General features: G+C 61.5%; 17 protein-coding genes. 8 read left to right on the top strand and 9 right to left on the bottom strand.

Annotated features, from left to right (window positions below; translation table 11 throughout):
- Positions 1-8 precede the first annotated feature (8 nt).
- Both VMA09_04175 and VMA09_04170 read left to right on the top strand, forming a co-directional pair.
- Positions 9-1,676, top strand: a complete 1,668-nt coding sequence (locus VMA09_04175; GenBank protein ID HUA32775.1) for an AMP-binding protein — start codon at positions 9-11, stop codon at positions 1,674-1,676.
- Positions 1,677-1,691: 15 nt separating this feature from the next.
- Positions 1,692-2,393 (top strand): iron-containing redox enzyme family protein, encoded by a 702-nt coding sequence (locus VMA09_04170; protein HUA32774.1) that lies wholly within the window; start codon positions 1,692-1,694, stop codon positions 2,391-2,393.
- Between the two features lie 326 nt (positions 2,394-2,719).
- On the opposite strand, the gene VMA09_04165 is transcribed toward VMA09_04170, so the two are convergent.
- The 3 genes from VMA09_04165 to VMA09_04155 are packed head-to-tail and all read right to left on the bottom strand — an operon-like array spanning position 2,720 to position 4,962.
- Positions 2,720-3,694 carry a Rieske 2Fe-2S domain-containing protein gene (locus tag VMA09_04165; GenBank protein ID HUA32773.1) on the bottom strand — a complete coding sequence of 325 codons (975 nt, stop codon included), beginning with the start codon at positions 3,692-3,694 and terminating at the stop codon, positions 2,720-2,722.
- A 21-nt stretch (positions 3,695-3,715) separates the two neighbouring features.
- Positions 3,716-4,798 carry a TIGR03617 family F420-dependent LLM class oxidoreductase gene (locus VMA09_04160; protein HUA32772.1) on the bottom strand — a complete coding sequence of 361 codons (1,083 nt, stop codon included), beginning with the start codon at positions 4,796-4,798 and terminating at the stop codon, positions 3,716-3,718.
- A gap of 32 nt (positions 4,799-4,830) precedes the next feature.
- Complete coding sequence (locus VMA09_04155; protein ID HUA32771.1) at positions 4,831-4,962, bottom strand: hypothetical protein; 132 nt, start codon at positions 4,960-4,962, stop codon at positions 4,831-4,833.
- 68 nt (positions 4,963-5,030) lie between these two features.
- Between VMA09_04155 and VMA09_04150 the strand changes: the two genes are divergently transcribed.
- The gene (locus VMA09_04150; protein ID HUA32770.1) at positions 5,031-5,657 is read left to right on the top strand and encodes a DsbA family protein; all 627 of its coding nucleotides are present in this window, start codon (positions 5,031-5,033) and stop codon (positions 5,655-5,657) included.
- Positions 5,658-5,763: 106 nt separating this feature from the next.
- Here the strand turns inward: VMA09_04150 and VMA09_04145 are convergent, their stop codons facing one another.
- Positions 5,764-6,276, bottom strand: a complete 513-nt coding sequence (locus VMA09_04145; GenBank protein HUA32769.1) for a GNAT family N-acetyltransferase — start codon at positions 6,274-6,276, stop codon at positions 5,764-5,766.
- Positions 6,273-7,535: an MFS transporter gene (locus VMA09_04140; GenBank protein HUA32768.1), complete on the bottom strand. Its 1,263-nt coding sequence runs from the start codon at positions 7,533-7,535 to the stop codon at positions 6,273-6,275. Before VMA09_04140 ends, VMA09_04145 begins: the two co-directional genes overlap by 4 nt.
- Before the next feature lie 116 nt (positions 7,536-7,651).
- Here VMA09_04140 and VMA09_04135 point away from each other — a divergent pair, with 116 nt between their 5' ends.
- The gene (locus VMA09_04135) at positions 7,652-8,425 is read left to right on the top strand and encodes a class I SAM-dependent methyltransferase (GenBank protein HUA32767.1); all 774 of its coding nucleotides are present in this window, start codon (positions 7,652-7,654) and stop codon (positions 8,423-8,425) included.
- Positions 8,426-8,441: 16 nt separating this feature from the next.
- Here the strand turns inward: VMA09_04135 and glyA are convergent, their stop codons facing one another.
- Both glyA and VMA09_04125 read right to left on the bottom strand, forming a co-directional pair.
- On the bottom strand, positions 8,442-9,689 hold the full coding sequence (glyA, locus tag VMA09_04130) for a serine hydroxymethyltransferase (GenBank protein HUA32766.1): 1,248 nt from the start codon (positions 9,687-9,689) through the stop codon (positions 8,442-8,444).
- Positions 9,690-9,780: 91 nt separating this feature from the next.
- A complete protein-coding gene (locus VMA09_04125; GenBank protein ID HUA32765.1) occupies positions 9,781-11,139 on the bottom strand; it encodes a hypothetical protein in 1,359 nt (452 codons plus the stop codon).
- Between the two features lie 167 nt (positions 11,140-11,306).
- On the opposite strand from VMA09_04125, the gene VMA09_04120 reads away from it, so the two are divergent.
- The gene (locus VMA09_04120) at positions 11,307-11,975 is read left to right on the top strand and encodes a hypothetical protein (protein ID HUA32764.1); all 669 of its coding nucleotides are present in this window, start codon (positions 11,307-11,309) and stop codon (positions 11,973-11,975) included.
- A gap of 69 nt (positions 11,976-12,044) precedes the next feature.
- On the opposite strand, the gene VMA09_04115 is transcribed toward VMA09_04120, so the two are convergent.
- Complete coding sequence (locus VMA09_04115) at positions 12,045-12,272, bottom strand: hypothetical protein (GenBank protein ID HUA32763.1); 228 nt, start codon at positions 12,270-12,272, stop codon at positions 12,045-12,047.
- A gap of 300 nt (positions 12,273-12,572) precedes the next feature.
- Between VMA09_04115 and uppP the strand changes: the two genes are divergently transcribed.
- The 3 genes from uppP to VMA09_04100 all read left to right on the top strand — a co-directional run bounded on the left by uppP (position 12,573) and on the right by VMA09_04100 (position 14,650).
- On the top strand, positions 12,573-13,358 hold the full coding sequence (gene uppP, locus VMA09_04110) for an undecaprenyl-diphosphatase UppP (protein HUA32762.1): 786 nt from the start codon (positions 12,573-12,575) through the stop codon (positions 13,356-13,358).
- A complete protein-coding gene (locus tag VMA09_04105; GenBank protein ID HUA32761.1) occupies positions 13,355-14,356 on the top strand; it encodes a DMT family transporter in 1,002 nt (333 codons plus the stop codon). Before uppP ends, VMA09_04105 begins: the two co-directional genes overlap by 4 nt.
- Before the next feature lie 90 nt (positions 14,357-14,446).
- Entirely contained in the window at positions 14,447-14,650 is a 204-nt protein-coding gene (locus VMA09_04100) for a CDGSH iron-sulfur domain-containing protein (GenBank protein ID HUA32760.1), read from the top strand.
- A gap of 119 nt (positions 14,651-14,769) precedes the next feature.
- Here VMA09_04100 and VMA09_04095 read toward each other — a convergent pair whose 3' ends face one another.
- Positions 14,770-15,603 (bottom strand): SDR family NAD(P)-dependent oxidoreductase, encoded by an 834-nt coding sequence (locus VMA09_04095; protein ID HUA32759.1) that lies wholly within the window; start codon positions 15,601-15,603, stop codon positions 14,770-14,772.
- Positions 15,604-15,676 lie beyond the last annotated feature (73 nt).

The raw sequence follows: 15,676 nt of genomic DNA, 5'->3' as shown, positions 1-15,676 counted from the left end.
CTTGGAAAATGCTCGAAGGATGCAGTCCCTACCCTGACGAGTTCTCCGCGCGCTACGTGCGCGAGGGTTACTGGAGTGACGAGACGATTCAGCAAGCGATCGCCGAATCGGCGCAGAGAATCATGCGTGCGAATCCGCATGCGATCGCAGTAAGCGATTCGTCACGCGCGCTAACTTTCAGTCAGCTAGTGAGCGAAGCCGCCTCGACAGCGGCGTTGCTCGAGCGAAGCGGTATCCGCCGCGGCGATCGAATCATCGTTCAGTTGCCGAACTGCGTCGAGTTCGCGAGTTTGTTCCTGGGAAGTCTCGAGATCGGCGCAATTCCTGTGATGACGTTGCCGGCGTTCCGGCGTGCGGAACTTGAGTATCTAGCTTCATTTTCGAAGGCGAAGGCGATCGCGATTGCGCCAACGGTTCGCGGTTTCGACCACGCTGCGTTAGCGCGTGAACTGCGGTCCCAACTCGCCTCGCTGGAAACTATCTTCACGATTGAGTCTGCGCGCGATTGCGTGTCGCTTCGCGAGGAGATTGGCGGCGCGCCGTCGCTCGGTTCGCGACGCGGCGATCCATTCGATGCCGCCCTGTTCCTGCTCTCGGGCGGCACGACCGGGATGCCGAAGCTGATCCCGCGGACGCATGCCGACTATCTCTACAATGCACGCGCCTCGGTTCGCGCGTGTGGGTTGAGCGCGAATTCACGGCTCCTGCTTGCTCTGCCGGTTGAGCATAACTTCCCGCTCGCATGCCCCGGCCTGCTCGGCGCGATGCTCATTGGTGCGCGCGCGGTTCTTTGTGCGGCAACGCAGCCCGCGGAACTGTCGCGCACGATCGACGAACAACAGATTACTCACTTTCCGTGCGTGCCGACTCTCGCGATCGGTCTGGCTGCGCTTCCGCCTGAATCGCGACACGCTCTTCGCTCGCTTCGTGTGATCACTGTCGGCGGACAGCGGCTCCAGGAGCCGACGGCGCGCGAGTTGATGCGGCTCTATCCAGATCTCCACGTGCAGCAGGTTTTCGGCATGGCCGAAGGTCTTATCTGTATGACCTCACCCGATGACAGCGACGAAGTCGCATCGTGCACGCAGGGACGGCCGCTCTCGCCTGCCGATGAAATCAGAATTGTCGATGCTCTTGGCGAAGATGTCGCGCCAGGCGCGATGGGCGAGCTGTGCTGCCGCGGGCCGTACACCATTCGCGGCTATTGGAACGCGGCGGAACGAAATCGCGAGGCCTTCACCGACAACGGCTTCTATCGCACCGGCGACCTGGTGCGGATGCATCCGTCGGCCAACCTCGTGGTCGAAGGACGGGTGAAGGATCTAATCAATCGCGGCGGCGAAAAGATCAGTGCCGAGGAAGTCGAAGCGCATCTGCTGGCGCATCCGGCGGTTCGCGCTGTCGCCGTGGTGTCGATGCCTGATCCGACGCTGGGCGAGCGCGCCTGCGCGTTTATCACGATCGAAATCGATGCGGAGCAGCCGTCGCTGGAAGATATTCGCGAGCTGCTGTCGGCGCGCGGCGTGGCGCGCTTCAAATGGCCCGAGCGGCTCGAGATCGTCGCCGAGCTGCCGCTTACCAACGTCGGAAAAATTCAGAAGGCGGAACTGCGCCGCCTGATTGCGGAGCGCCTCGGCGCCGAAACCGCTTCTCAGGCCGAGCGCGCGGCGCGCTGAGCGAGGAGACTCACGATGGACATCAAAGAAGGAACGCGGCAACTCAAGGCTCTCATCGAACGCCTCGAGCGCAACGGGCGCACGCTCAAATCACATCCTACTATCGACAAAATCGAGCGCGGCGAGCTCACGATGCCGCAGCTGCGGCATTGGGCGACCCAGCTCTTCGCCGGCAACAAGGGCCACAACGCCAATATCCTCGGGCTCATCTACGCGAAGTGCGATGATTTCCCCGCACGCAAGGCGATCGTCGAGAACCTCATCGAAGAAGAGTTGGGACGCGTCTCGGGTGCCAACCGATCGCATCCTGAGCTGTACCTCGAATTTGGCGAAGCGATCGGAATCCGGCGCGACGAACTCCTGCAGGCGAATATGACCCCCGACGCGACCGCGATGATGCACTGGATGTACTGGCTGGCGGATTCGAAGCCGTGGTACGTGACGCTGGCGGGAATCAGCCTCGGCTCCGAGCTGTTTAATCCCGACGCATACGAGCGCGTGATCGACGGCCTCAAGCGTAACTACAAGTTAACAGACGAGGATCTGCTTTTCTTCAGCGTGCATATCAAGGTCGATCGCGATCACGGCGACTCCAGCGCCGCCTCGATCTTCAATGCCATCCCGGAGAGCGCCGCCGCCGAGACGCTGTGGGCAGTGGAGACCCATATCGAGCTGATGCGGCGGCTGTGGTCGGACATCGACCCGCCCAAGGCCTGAGCCTGACGCCGTCGAAAATAGCGCTCGGCCTGCTGGTTGCGGGCGTCGCACATCCTCTCGACGCGTTCGCCGCGGTGGAAGCGATACGTTTACTACACGCTCATTTGGAAGAAGCGCTCAGGCGCGACTCTGACAATGCGCTGGCGGTACGAACAGGATTACTACACGCACGACCCGCGCGGCTGGACGGAACCATTGATGATGTGGAACGGCCAGACCGGCCTGCTGAGCGTCGATATTTAACTGGTCCTCTCCCACGATAGGGAGAGGGGACCAGAAGACACTGTCGACAGGCAGTCAATTCGAGTTTTGCAAAGCCTCCCGGGTCAGCAGAAACGCGCCGCGGGACGGGCGGTTGGGAAGCGCTTCACGTACTGGAAGAACAGCGCGAGTGCCTTGTCGGCATCGATCAGCAGCCCCTCGCGCATCTTTATGGTGCTCATGATCGGCTGGTCTTCTTCGATAAGCCGATGAAAGAACGCCTGCCCCATCGCGATTTTCTGATGACGCTCTTCGTCAGTGCCTTCGGCTTTCGGCGTCGCGGTAACCGACCATCCGTGCGTGCGGCCGTCGGGCGTCGGCGTTCCGGTTGCCATCGAGAGGATACTCATGCCGTTGAGCTTGCCGCTGAGCGCGATCGTGTTGGTGCCGGTGACCCGAATCGACTGGTCGAAAATGCCGAGATTCGGATCTTCGAACCTTACGTCGTACTCGATTCGATGGTCGCCGACCTCGATCTTGTCGGGATCGCATTCGATCTTGAGGCCATGCAAAACGCGCAGATGCTGGAAGTCCATCGAATTGGTGAACGGCACCCACGGCTCGACCGGGAGGTCGAATGCCTCAACGGTCCGATAGTCGAGTTCACTTTCTGTGAAGTGCGGAAACTCCGGAACCTCGAACAGCGGCTTCGTGCCATTGAAGGCCCAGATGAGTCCCCACTTCTCGGCGGTGGGAAACTTGAAGAGCTTCGCCGCCTTGGGGATTTTTTCAGACGCTGGAATCTTGGTGCATACGCCATCGGGACCGTATTGCCAATGATGAAACGGGCATCGAAGATCGGCGCCTATCACTTTGCCGAGCGAGAGGTCGGCGCCAAGATGACGGCAGAACGCGCTCATCACAGCGGGCGTCCCGTCCTCACCGCGATAAACGACGGCGCGGCCCTCGAGGAAGTCGCGACCGATCGCCTGTGCCGGAGCGACTTCGTCCGCGCGCGCAATCGCATACCAGCACTGATGAAAGCCCGGATGCTGCTTTATGGTGGCGGTGCGCGCACGCGAACGTACAGTTGCGGCCATCGTTGGTCCCCCCGATGCCGGCTAAGGGCGGCGCAGGTCCTGGATGATTTCCTTGAGCACGCCGCGATCGTGATCGTTGCGGATTGGCATGTCGAATGACAGACGGTTAACGCCGGCGAAGCGTTTTTTTATCACGCTCGCGATTTCGTCGTAGGTGCCGACCGCGGCGAAGCCGTGGACCATCTCCTCGGTCACGAGCTTCGCCATCTCGCGCCATTTCTGCTGGACCGACAGCTTGTGCAGCTCTTCGGCCGTGTCGCCCCATCCGTCGATTTCGAAGCTCGAGCGATACGATCGCGTCGAGCCGTAGAATGCGATCGTCGATTTCATGTTCTCGACTTGTTTCGCGAGGGCGTCCTTGTCTTTGGCGGCGCAGAGGAAGCCGCCGCCGCCGATCTGGAAATTGGCCCACTCCGACGCGGGACGAGCCGACTTGTCGAAGCCCTTTTTCAGATGCGGGAACGCGATCTGATCGAGATACTTGCGCGTCACGATTCCGTGCAGGCGCACGCCGTCGCAGACTTCGCCCGCCACCTCGAGCATCCGCTCCTGCACAGCGGCAATCAGCACCGGGATATGCGGATGCGCCTGCGGCGGGGGCGAGAAGTTAGGCGTCATCAGGCTCAGGTTGTAATGCTCGCTGCGAAAGTTGAGCGGCTCTCCCGTCTGCCAGGTGCGCCATACCGCGCGCATCGCACCGACGTAGTCCTTCATGCGCTGCGCGGGCTTCGACCACGGCATCCCGAAGCGGCGCATCACGTGACCCTTCACCTGCGAGCCGATTCCGAGCACGAGGCGGCCGCCGCTCATGCGTTGAAGGTCCCACGCGGTGTAGGCGGTATCGACGGGACTCTTGGTGAAGCACAGCGCGATACCGGTGCCGAGCTCGATTTTGGCGGGCTCCTGCGCGGCGATCGCGAGCGCGAGATAGGGATTGTGCTGCGTCTCGACCGCGATGATCGTGTCGTAGCCGAGCGATTCGGCATCGCGAACCTGGTCGCGAATGGTAGACCAGGTCGGCTCGGGGCGCTTGCCGCCCTCCTGCATCTCGGGCGTGTAGGGAGTTCCAAAATTGAGGCCGCGTTCGATTTTTACCTGTGCCATGCGGCGTTTATCGCGTCCGGCCGGGCGAGGTGTCAAGCCGCGCGAATCGGAATTGACGATTTTTCTTCGTCATCAGTTTGCAGGCCGATAAGAATCTCGTAACTCCGCGCGGCCATAATCAAGCTGCGGAAGAGCATCCCGACGAGGCGGATCCTCTGCGACATGACAATTCATTGCATGGGGCGGTGCAGTTTCGGCCGCCCTTTTTCTTTGCGATTATGCCGGCAGGAAAATGAAAACGATCACGTGCTACACGGATTACAAATCGCCGTATGCGTACCTTGCGAAGGATCTGACGTACGAGCTGGAGCGCGATTTCAAAATTGAGATCGGCTGGCTGCCGTACGTGCTGGATATTCCCAGTTACCTTGGCAGCGCGCGGCTCAACGAGCGCGGCGAAGTAATCGAGCAGTCGCGCAACGCGCATCAATGGCGGCGGGTGCGCTACTCGTATATGGATTGCCGGCGGCAGGCGGCGAAGCGTGGTCTGATTATTCGGGGCACGCAGAAAATCTGGGACTCGTCGCTCGCGGCGATTGGGATGCTATGGGCGAAGCGGCACGACGCATCGGTGGTGCGCGCATATCACGACTATGTATTCGAGCATTTCTGGAAACGGGAACTGGATATTGAAAATCCGACATTGATTGCCGACGTGCTCGCGAAAGGAGGCGCATCGACAAACGGCCTCAACGAGTTTCTCGACGATGAAGGGCGCGGCGAGCTGGTGAAGATCCAGGCGGCGGCGGAGGATGCGGGCGTGTTCGGCGTGCCGAGCTTTCTTGTCGATGGCGAACTGTTCTGGGGCCGCGAGCATCTGGAAGATATCCGCGCGAAGTTATCTGGACTCGAGCGCTGACCAATAGCCACTGGAGTACTTAGTCGAATCTGCTTCTGAACCCCTTCCCGCTCGCGAAGAGAAGTTCTATCTCCAAGTAGTCACCGTAATTTTCGAAGTGAGGCTATTAAAGCGCGCGTTCCAGCAAGATTTCATCGTCGTAGTGGCCGTCTATCTTTACCTGGCGGGCGAGGTGGCCGCATTCGCGAAAGCCGAGGCTCTTGTAGAAGGCTTGCGCGCCAGTATTCGAGGCGCGCACGTAGATGACGAGCTTTTCGTAGCCGGCGTTGCGCGCGAACTTGAAGGTCGCGTTTGCCAATTCCTCACCGACGCCGCGGCCGCGCGCGTCGCGCAATATGAATGTGCCAAGTTGGCCGACGTGCGCTGCGGATGCCATGAACTTCGACCACAGGTCGAGCGTCTGAAAGCCGACGATGCGCCCGTCATCTTCCGCGACGAATATCGATTCACGTTTATCAAGGCTGGCGAGGTAGGCAGTCTGCTCCTCTGGAGTGAAGGCGCGATCGACCGCCGAATAGACTCGCTCGGCAACGATCGCCTGCCAGACTTTGGAGATGCCCAAGGCGTCATTTGGCGCCGCGGGCCTGATTCGTACCTTCGCCAAGGTTGGAATTGTCATGAGATCGGGAAGCCTTCGCCGTCGCGGGTTGCGATGAGCGCGCGTGGCAGTGCGAGCAGCATCGGGAATACAAGCACCGTCGCTAGCGTTGAGAGGATCATGCACAGGCCGAAGCCGTTGCGCTCGTAAAGAGCCGAGCCCAGCAGGTCGGCGCCGAACTGCGCGATGAAGAAGGCGGATGAGCCGAGCATCCGCCCCGTGCCCTCGAGATCCTTCGGGCACGAGCGCATCAGCAGATCGAAGTACGTCGCGTTGGCCATCCCGAACGCGAACCCCGCGATAGCTGACACGATCATCGCCTGTGACACTGTGTGTACCCAGTAGGGCAAGGGGGTCGAGGCGACGTTGATGATCGTCACGTACCAGAGCAGCTCTTCGAGCGTCATCCGCTTGCAGAGCCACGCATAGAGTACCGCGCCGACCGCCTCCATCCCGAACAGCACCGCGACGTAAACGCCGAAGGCCTCGCTCGTCATCTTGAGATGGCTCGTGAAGAAGTAGAAGAGCGGCGTCACCCATCCGGGACTGAACGAGGTGAAAAACAGGATGACGATCACGATGCGCAGCGAGCGCTCGCGCAGCATCGCACCGGCCGTTTGTAACGTTTCGCGCAGGCTGCTTCTTACTGGGGCTTCCGCGATTTGGAGCGTCGGCCTGAACGCCTCGTAGAGGATCGCGCAACTCACGACGGCGACGATCGCGAAGGTGGCGCGCGGCGAGACATGGCTCGCGAGCCATCCGCCGGCAAGCGCGGTAACGACTTGCGGCAGGACCAGTGCCGCATAGGTGACGCCGCTCAACCTGCCCGTCATCAGGCGCCGCTTGCCCGCGATCGTCATCGAAGCCTGGAGCGACGTCGAGGCCATCTGGAACGCCGAAGACGCCAGCACGATCGTTATCGTGAGTTGGACGTACGAAACCGAACCGCGCACCAGTGTCATGTAGAAGAGCGCGCCCAAGAGCGCTCCCGCGGCGAGGTAGCCGCGATCCCGCAACCCAAAGACGTGGTGATCGCGGATCAAGCCGAAAACGAATCCCAGCAAGAGCGGGAGGTTGGTGATGAGTCCAAACAGCGCCAAACCTTCCGCGTCGAGATGGAGCCGGTCCTTGAGGAAGAACGCAACCGGCAAGCTCGCGAGCCCGGTCGGAGCAGCGAATGCGAGCAGCGCGGTCAGAGCGGAGAAGTATAGAACGAGCCGCTCGGCGTCGCCCTCGTTGGCGTCGATATCGCGCGCGGGTTCCGCTGGTGAGCTGCTCATCGATTAGAAGGCGCGCAGGTCCAATGCTGGGAAATCAACGATACGCGTATTTACACTGAATGACGGCGAATGGGAAAAGGATCGGTATTGGCTCAGATGCGGGCGGGGGATCGGCAATGTCACAGCGGGTGAACTACGACCAGATCGCGGCGACCTTTGATGCACGCTACGCGGGCGGTATCTATGCCGCGCTGCTCGATACGATGCGCGAGTTCGTCGCGACGCGAGCGCCCGCCACGGTGCTCGAAGTGGGATGCGGGACGGGATACTGGATATCCGCGCTACGCGATTTGACGCGCCGAATCGTCGGCCTCGATTATTCGCGCGAGATGCTCCGCGCAGCGCGCGAGAAAAATCCGGCCACACCATTCGTTCGCGGGACAGCGACCGCCCTGCCTTTCAGGCGCGAATCGTTCGACCTGATCTTCTGTATCAACGCGCTTCATCATTTCGGTGATGTCGATGGATTCGTAGCGGAGGCGCGGCGCCTGATGCGGCCCGCTGGCGCGCTCGCCGTGATCGGCATGGATCCGCATCATGGGCGCGACCAGTGGTGCGTTTACGAATATTTCCCGGAGACGCGAGCGATTGATCTGGAGCGCTATCCCTCTTCAGGGGCGATCGTCGATGCGATGCTGAAGGCCGGATTCGATCGCGTCGAGACGAGCCTAGCCTGCCGATTGTCCGCAATCCGTCTGGGACGGACCATCCTTGAAAACCCGGGGCTCCGCAAAAATGGATCCTCGCAGATGGCGCTGCTGAGCGACGGTCAGTATGCAGCCGGAATCGCGCGTATTGAGTCCGCGATTGAACGCGCGCGCGGCGGCCCTGAACCGATCTTCGAGGCCGATATCGCGCTGATGATGGTGTGCGGGACGATTCGCGATTGAGGCACCCGCACCCGATTCAGGATGGTGACAATCCGGGCGCCGGGAACTTCCGGCAGACCTCGGTAACCTCGGCGGCGATTTTTGTCAGCGCAGTTTCGTTGCCCGCGTTTGTGATCGCGTCATCCATCCACTTCGCGATGAGGCGCATCTCGGTCTCGCCCATCCCACGCGATGTGACTGACGGTGTACCGATGCGCAGACCGCTCGGGCTGAAGGGCTTGCGCGGATCGTATGGGACGGTGTTGTAGTTCGTAACGATGCCGGCCTTATCCAGAGCCTGCGCGCCTTTCTTGCCAATCACTTTCTTGCTGGTGAGATCGATCAGGATGAGGTGATTATCCGTGCCGCCTGAGACAAGCTGGAAGCCGCGCGCGAGCAGCTCGTCGGCGAGCACCTTGGCGTTGCGCACGATTTGCTCGGCGTAGCGTTTGAACTCGGGAGTGGCGGCTTCCTTCAGCGCGACCGCGATCGCCGCCGTCGTGTGGTTGTGCGGGCCACCCTGCAACCCTGGAAATACTGCCTTGTCGATCGCGGCCGCGTGCTGCTCGCGGCAGAGGATCATCGCGCCGCGCGGACCGCGGAGCGTCTTGTGCGTGGTAGTCACGATCACGTCGGCATATGGCGAAGGATCGGGATGCACGCCGCCGACGATCAGGCCCGCGACGTGTGAGATGTCAGCGAGCAGATAGGCACCGACTTCTTTTGCGATCTCGCTGAACTTGGCGAAGTCCCATAGCCGCGGATACGCAGTGCCGCCGGTGACAATGATCTTCGGCCGCTCACGAAGCGCCATCGCGCGAACTTCGTCGAAATCGATGCGATGCGTCTCGCGATCGACGCCGTATTGCGCGGGCCGCCAGAATTGTCCCGTGATGCTGACGTTCCATCCGTGCGTCAGATGGCCGCCGTGCGGAACCGAGAGACCCATGATCGTATCGCCCGGTTTCAGCAGGCCGAAGTAAACCGCGAGGTTTGCGGGCGAGCCCGAGTACGGCTGAACGTTGGCGTGATCCATCTTGAACAGCGCCTTGGCGCGCTCGATCGCGATGGTCTCGACCTGGTCAACGTAGCGCTGACCCTCATAGTAGCGACGCCCCGGATAACCTTCCGAATATTTGTTGGTGAGGATCGAGCCCGTCGCCTCGAGCACGGCCTTGGACACGTAGTTCTCCGACGGGATGAGGCGGATCGAGTCGATCTCGTATCGTTCCTCGTCCTTGATCAGGTTGTAAATATCGGGGTCAGTTCGCTTGAGCTCGTCCACGCCGCACCTCCGGGTAGACCTCCAAGGGTATAGGCGTAAGGCGAGCGAGGCAAAACACGGCGTCGCTCAGGTCTGCACAGCGAAGATCCGGCTACTGCAAATCCGGCGGCGTGACCTTTGCGATCCAGGCGCGGAAGTCGCCGTCGTAACCGACTTGGCGCTGGCGAGTGCGCACGCGCGCGAGAACCGCCTCGATCTCCTTGGGTGTGAGCTTGGGCCGCGAATCGATTACGTCCGCGATGCGGTTGGCACTCTCCTCGGCCGCCTTCTTCGCACCGGCGATGAGGTCGATCTCTTCGTCGGAGAGTCCCAGGTATGCCTCCGCGATTCGGATTCCGATCTCGGTGCCGCTCTCGAGCGAATCCTTGATGTTGCCCTTGCCGGTAAGCACATTGCCCGCGGCGAAAACCGACGTCGGGCCTTCGATCAGAAGGCCGCTCTTCGAATCGATGTAGGTGTAGACTTCGCCCTTCTGCGGGATGCCGGGAATCGGTTCCGGGATGCTGCCGATCGAGCTGATCGTCATTTGTGCGCGAACCGCCTCACTCGGGCCGCCGGCGAGCCGCACCTGCCCGTCGACGAGCTCGGTGCGCCCGAACTGCACGCCAACCATCTTATCGTGCTCGACGACAAGCCCGGTCGGCACGCTGAGTTCCTGGAACTCGAAGAGGTACTTACGCTGTGCCTTTTCCAGAATCTTGGCGCGCGCGGCTCTGAGCGCGTCGGCCCGCTTCGGCGGCGCATCGGGCGGTATATCCGACAGCGGCATATCGAGCACGCGACGCCGGTAGTAGAGTTTGCACGGCGCGACGCCAAGGTCCGACCACTTGAGGTTGTGCTGCGCGAGCACGGGTTCGATTCCCTCGCGCTCGAGCCTGATCATGTCTTCGCTGATGCCCTGCTTGGTGAGCGCGGTGAGAGCGTTCTCAATCTGCAGAACCTTGACGACGTCGATCGAGGCAAGCCCGCCGCCCACGACGATCGCGCCGGGAGTCAGCTCATAGCGCGGGCCGTCGTAGGTCTTTTCGAGGTAGTGATTGAACCAGTAGATGAGCGGATTCTGATAGACGAGGCCGTTGTCGACAAACCTGTCCGCGCCCTCGACCGGGAAAGGCCGGTCGCGCCACGCGCCATGCGTCAGCACGATTCCATTGAGGCCCCATGCCGTGCGCAGTTCCTCAAAGCTCAGATCGCGGCCGAGCCGGGTGAGCGGTACGTAGTTGATATTGGGATGGTCGAGGCGTTCGTCGATGAGCTCGTACTCATCGCGCCGCTGCTTCGCATGCCATCGCGGGAGGCCGTCTTCGATCTTGCCGTAGGGCCGCGCGTTCTGCTCGAAAACGATCACGCAGGCGCCGCGCTGCGCGAGGATTCGCGCTATCTCGGAGCCTGCGGTTGCTCCGCCGACGATTGCCATCACATGGCGTGGGGCCGAACCTGCATCAGTCATAAGGGACTACCTGCTTATAGTCTGGCCGCGATGGGTGCAAGGCGCGGCGCATCGCGACGATGAAAGCGGTTTTCGACCCGCGATTCCAGTCCGGATTTAGCAAAAATCGCTCGTTTCGCGGGAGCAGCTTGCGCACTCGATCCTCAAATGGTTTCCTTAGCCATGTCATGATCAGGCTTAAGCACGGCCTCAAGGCCCTCGCCTGCATCGCAACCGCGACGCTGGTCGCTGGATGCGGCGAGTTGTACTCGGCGAATGTCGATACGGCCATCGGCGAGCAGCGCACCGTCCCTTACTCGGCGCACGACGCGTTCATCAACACCAAGGACGCATTGATGGAGCAAGCCCTCCTGGCCAACGCCACTCCCGACAACAACGAGCTCACGACGCAGTGGCGCGACGCCGAGTCGGTGGGTTTCTGGGGAAGCCTCGTCAACAAGCATCCACGATATCGCTATGAGATCCAGGTCGTACCCGAGAGCCCCAATCGGAGCACGATCGTGGTCAACGTCCGCACCGAGGACATCCCGGATAGCGACCTCGATAAGTACAAAGCATCGACGCGGCTCGACTTGTTCGACAAGATCGATCAGATTGCCGCGAAGAATCCACCGACCACCGGGACACCGAAGGAAGGCGGGGTCAACTACAGTCTGCTGCCTGGCGAGGATCTGCGGGCGCTCTCAAAGCGCGTGACTGGCAGCCCCGCAAACTGGCAGACGATCGCACAAGACAACGGTCTCAAGTCACCCACCGATACGGCTGGAGTCAAATCCGTATGGGTGCGAAACACCTTGCTCAAGCCGACCTCGTCGGCACTGCAACTGGATCAATAATCGATGGAGATTGTCTGCGCCGGCGAGCGCACCTTGTCACGCATGCGCTCGGCCGCGACTCTGGGGAACCTACTCGTTGGGGTAGGAGGCCTCGGACTCGTCGTACTCGGGGCAGAGACCCGAGGGGCTAACGGCGGCTACGACTGCCAGAAACTGCTCGAAAGTCATCTGCAGATTCACGAATCCGCCCTGGCAGAAGACCCATCCGTAATAATCGAGGATCTCGTCCGGGATCATTACCGGCAGACGCGGCAGAGTCGAAACCAGCGGGAACGGATGGGGATCGCCAAGGTTCACATCCTCCCAAACGTCGGACTGAACTAAGGTGGCATCGCCGTCAATGACACTGCCTTCACGGAGGGGGATGACTTTGCCTCTAACGCTACGACTTACAGGCGTCATAAGTTCGCTGACCTCCCGAACCTTTGTGGACCCTCCCAGATGCCGGACACGACCAGTATTGTTAAGCCTACGGACCGCCGGGTCAAGCGTACCGAAGGTATCCGATTATGCATTAGATGCTGTTCCCGACCGCTCGGTTAATCGGCCGCAAATTGTTGCACGTCTGCACCTACTCGGTAAATAGCTGAAATCCTTATGCTTTCTAACCCTCAAGCAATCGTCCTCGGCATCGTTCAGGGCCTCACCGAGTTCCTGCCCGTCTCGAGCTCGGCGCATCTCGTAATAATACCTTGGCTTTTGAATTGGGAAGATCCCGGCCTGGCGTTCGACGTGGCGCTTCATCTCGGCACTTTGCTCGCGCTCCTCATCTACTACTGGCGCGATTGGCTCGACATGGGATTGTCGCTCGCGAGCGGACAGCAGATGCCGCGGCGGCTGTTGATGCTGTTGATAATTGCCTCGGTGCCGGGCGCCATCATCGGCGTGCTATTCGAGAAAGAGGCCGAGACGATTTTTCGCACCCCGGCTCTAATCGCCTGCACCCTCGCGATCATGGGCATCGTCCTGTGGCTCGCCGACATCTACAGCACCGACAAACGTAAAGTACGACAGATGACCGTAGTCGATGCGTTCCTGATCGGTCTCAGCCAAGCGCTGGCGATCGTGCCGGGCGTTTCGCGCTCGGGCGCGACGATCACGATGGCCAGGCTTCTCGGTCTCGCACGCGAAGATGCGGCGAATTTCTCGTTCCTGATGGCGACGCCGATCATCGCCGGCGCCGGGATGCTCGAGTTGCACAAGGCGCTCAAAGGCGGCCTCACTTCGCAGCTCGGTCTCGGCTTCCTCGCCTCAGCATTCTTCGGCATTCTCTCGATCGCTCTCCTCATCAGATACGTTCGCACGCATACCTACCGGCCGTTTGCGATCTATCGGATCATCGCGGGCGTGATCGTGATCCTGGTGGCGCTGACGATCCGATGAGCGCGACTTCGCCGAGCGCCGCCGCGCATCTGGCGGCCGCCGCCGAGGCTCGTCATGCGCGCCGCGCGCGGGCGTTCCGAATCGGCATCCTGAGCGCGATCCTGAGCACGATCCTTGGCGCGGGGCAGCCGGTCGCGATGCGCTTTGGCGCGGTGCACCTCGACCCCCTGCTTTTCTGCTCGGGATGCGTGATCGTCGCCGCGCTCTGCTCCATCGCCTGGCTGTCGATCAGCGGAAACCTCAGCACCATCTTCGATCCGCGCTTCAGAACGCGGCTCTGCCTGATGGGCCTCAGCGGCACCGTGATGACGAGCCTCACCGTCACTTACGGCCTCGCAAAGATAAACGCCGTGCTGGGCGTGCTGCTGCTGCAGAGCGAGCCGGTATATTCGCTCGTGCTCTCCACGATTTTTGTAGGCGAGCGCCCGTCGCTGCGTCAGGTCGCTGCGACTGCCGTGATTCTGATCGGAATCTCGTCGGTATTTGGCGGCGGCTCCCTATCGCCGTGGTGGGCCGCGGGTCTCGTGTTTATCACGCCATTCTTCTGGCAGACCTCGCATGTCATCGGGCTCAAGGTGATGCCGCCGCTGTCGCCCGCGACGGTCACCGGCGCGCGCTTCATCTACGCCTCGATGTTCATGACGGCGCTGCTCCTGGTGTTCCGCGCCGCCACCGTTCCGCAGCTCGCCAATCCGCAAATGCTCGCCGTCACGATCTTCACCGGCGTGCTGATCTACTTCTTCGGCGCGCTCACCTGGTACGGCGCCATCAGCCGGCTCTCGCTCGCGTGGACGACCGCGCTGGTCGTGCCGGGAATCCCGCTCTTGTCGATTCTGTTTGCTGTGATCTTCCTCGGCGAGCATGCGACGCGCCGCGAGGTGATCGGAATCCTGATCGCGATCTCAGGCGTGCTCGGTCTCGTGCTCGGCGCCGAGGGCCATCGGACGCATCATGACGAGGTCGAAATCGCCGAATCGATCCATCAGCCGCTCGGCTAGCCAGTTCCATTTGACTGCCGGGTGCCACGTGATCTTAAGTGGCTTGAAATCCAAGCCGCGCCGCGCGCGCGAATATCGAGGACACATCCGATGGCCCGAATCATAAGGCACGAAAAAAACGGCCCTTACGAAGTTCCCGAAGGAACCGAACTGCCGCTCTACATCTGCGCCTGCGGCCTCTCCAAGAACAAGCCGTTCTGCGACGGCTCCCACAAGATCACGCGCGACGAGAATCCAACCGACGTCTACATCTACGACGGCAAGGATCGCGTCCTCATCAAGAACGAATACTAATTTCGTCGAGTTCGATCTGCGATTGAATAGCCTCGCCCGCGGCTGACGCCACAGGCGGAAGTCGCACACCGGGAGAGGCCGCGGCCTGTGACGGCAGCCGCGGGAGAGGCTATTTTCAATCAATGCACTTCGACGCCACCGCAGATGTTTAGCGCCTGGCCGGTCATATAGCCGCCGTCCTTCGATGCGAGGAACGCGACGACATCGGCCACGTCGTCGCCGTTTTCCATCCGGCCCATCGGCACCTGCGCAACGAACGTTTGCAGCACCTGCTCGCGATTCAGATTGCGCGCCGTGCCGACCATGTTAATCAACCCCTCGAAGAGCTGAGTCTCGACGAAGCCGGGGCATACTGCGTTCACCGTGATCCCGAACTGGCCGAGCTCGAGCGCGAGGCATCGCGTGAGCCCGATCACGCCGTGCTTCGCCGCGCAGTACGCCGCCATCCCGGGCCCGCCGCGCTTGCCCGCGATCGATGCGGTGTTGATGATCCGCCCACCGCGGCCGCCCGCGATAATCTGCGGCGCGACGTGCTTCGCGCACAGGAACGTGCCGGTCAGGTTGATCGCGACCGTGCGATTCCACGCATCGAGTGAATGTTGCACGACGGGGCCGCCGCCGACGCCGCCACCCGCGTTGTTACACAGGATGTCGACGCGGCCGAACTCCTTGATCGCGGCGGCCGTCATCGCCTCGACCTCGGCCTCGTCGGTGACGTCGACTTTGACCGCGATACTGCGGCGTCCGAGCTTGCGGATCTCGGCGGCGACGCCTTCGAGCTCCTGCATCTGGCCGAACTTCGCATCGGGATACTCGCTCATCGCGCGGCAGTAGTCCGCCGCGACGACGTGCGCACCCTCGCGCGCGAGCCGGAGCGCGATCGCGCGTCCGATTCCGCGCTCGCGTCCGCATCCGGTAACGATCGCAACTTTATCTTCGAGGCGCTCCGCCATGACTCTTCTCCTGCGTGCGATGAAGGGCGCGCGCGCCCCTCCTGCTAATTTAATTTGGTGCAGGTATGTTAGT

Source organism: Candidatus Binataceae bacterium (assembly GCA_035508495.1).
GTDB lineage: Bacteria > Desulfobacterota > Binatia > Binatales > Binataceae > JASHPB01.
This window is presented reverse-complemented; position numbering and strand designations above follow the sequence as displayed.

Coding starts and splice junctions, on each gene's coding strand:
- VMA09_04125 (HUA32765.1), bottom strand. CDS start 11,139: ATGACTGATGCAGGTTCGGCCCCACGCCATGTGATGGCAATCGTCGGC.
- uppP (HUA32762.1), top strand. CDS start 12,573: ATGCTTTCTAACCCTCAAGCAATCGTCCTCGGCATCGTTCAGGGCCTC.
- VMA09_04175 (HUA32775.1), top strand. CDS start 9: ATGCTCGAAGGATGCAGTCCCTACCCTGACGAGTTCTCCGCGCGCTAC.
- VMA09_04140 (HUA32768.1), bottom strand. CDS start 7,535: ATGAGCAGCTCACCAGCGGAACCCGCGCGCGATATCGACGCCAACGAG.
- VMA09_04165 (HUA32773.1), bottom strand. CDS start 3,694: ATGGCCGCAACTGTACGTTCGCGTGCGCGCACCGCCACCATAAAGCAG.
- VMA09_04105 (HUA32761.1), top strand. CDS start 13,355: ATGAGCGCGACTTCGCCGAGCGCCGCCGCGCATCTGGCGGCCGCCGCC.
- VMA09_04095 (HUA32759.1), bottom strand. CDS start 15,603: ATGGCGGAGCGCCTCGAAGATAAAGTTGCGATCGTTACCGGATGCGGA.
- VMA09_04135 (HUA32767.1), top strand. CDS start 7,652: ATGTCACAGCGGGTGAACTACGACCAGATCGCGGCGACCTTTGATGCA.
- VMA09_04100 (HUA32760.1), top strand. CDS start 14,447: ATGGCCCGAATCATAAGGCACGAAAAAAACGGCCCTTACGAAGTTCCC.
- VMA09_04120 (HUA32764.1), top strand. CDS start 11,307: ATGATCAGGCTTAAGCACGGCCTCAAGGCCCTCGCCTGCATCGCAACC.
- VMA09_04155 (HUA32771.1), bottom strand. CDS start 4,962: ATGTCGCAGAGGATCCGCCTCGTCGGGATGCTCTTCCGCAGCTTGATT.
- VMA09_04160 (HUA32772.1), bottom strand. CDS start 4,798: ATGGCACAGGTAAAAATCGAACGCGGCCTCAATTTTGGAACTCCCTAC.
- VMA09_04150 (HUA32770.1), top strand. CDS start 5,031: ATGAAAACGATCACGTGCTACACGGATTACAAATCGCCGTATGCGTAC.
- VMA09_04170 (HUA32774.1), top strand. CDS start 1,692: ATGGACATCAAAGAAGGAACGCGGCAACTCAAGGCTCTCATCGAACGC.
- VMA09_04145 (HUA32769.1), bottom strand. CDS start 6,276: ATGACAATTCCAACCTTGGCGAAGGTACGAATCAGGCCCGCGGCGCCA.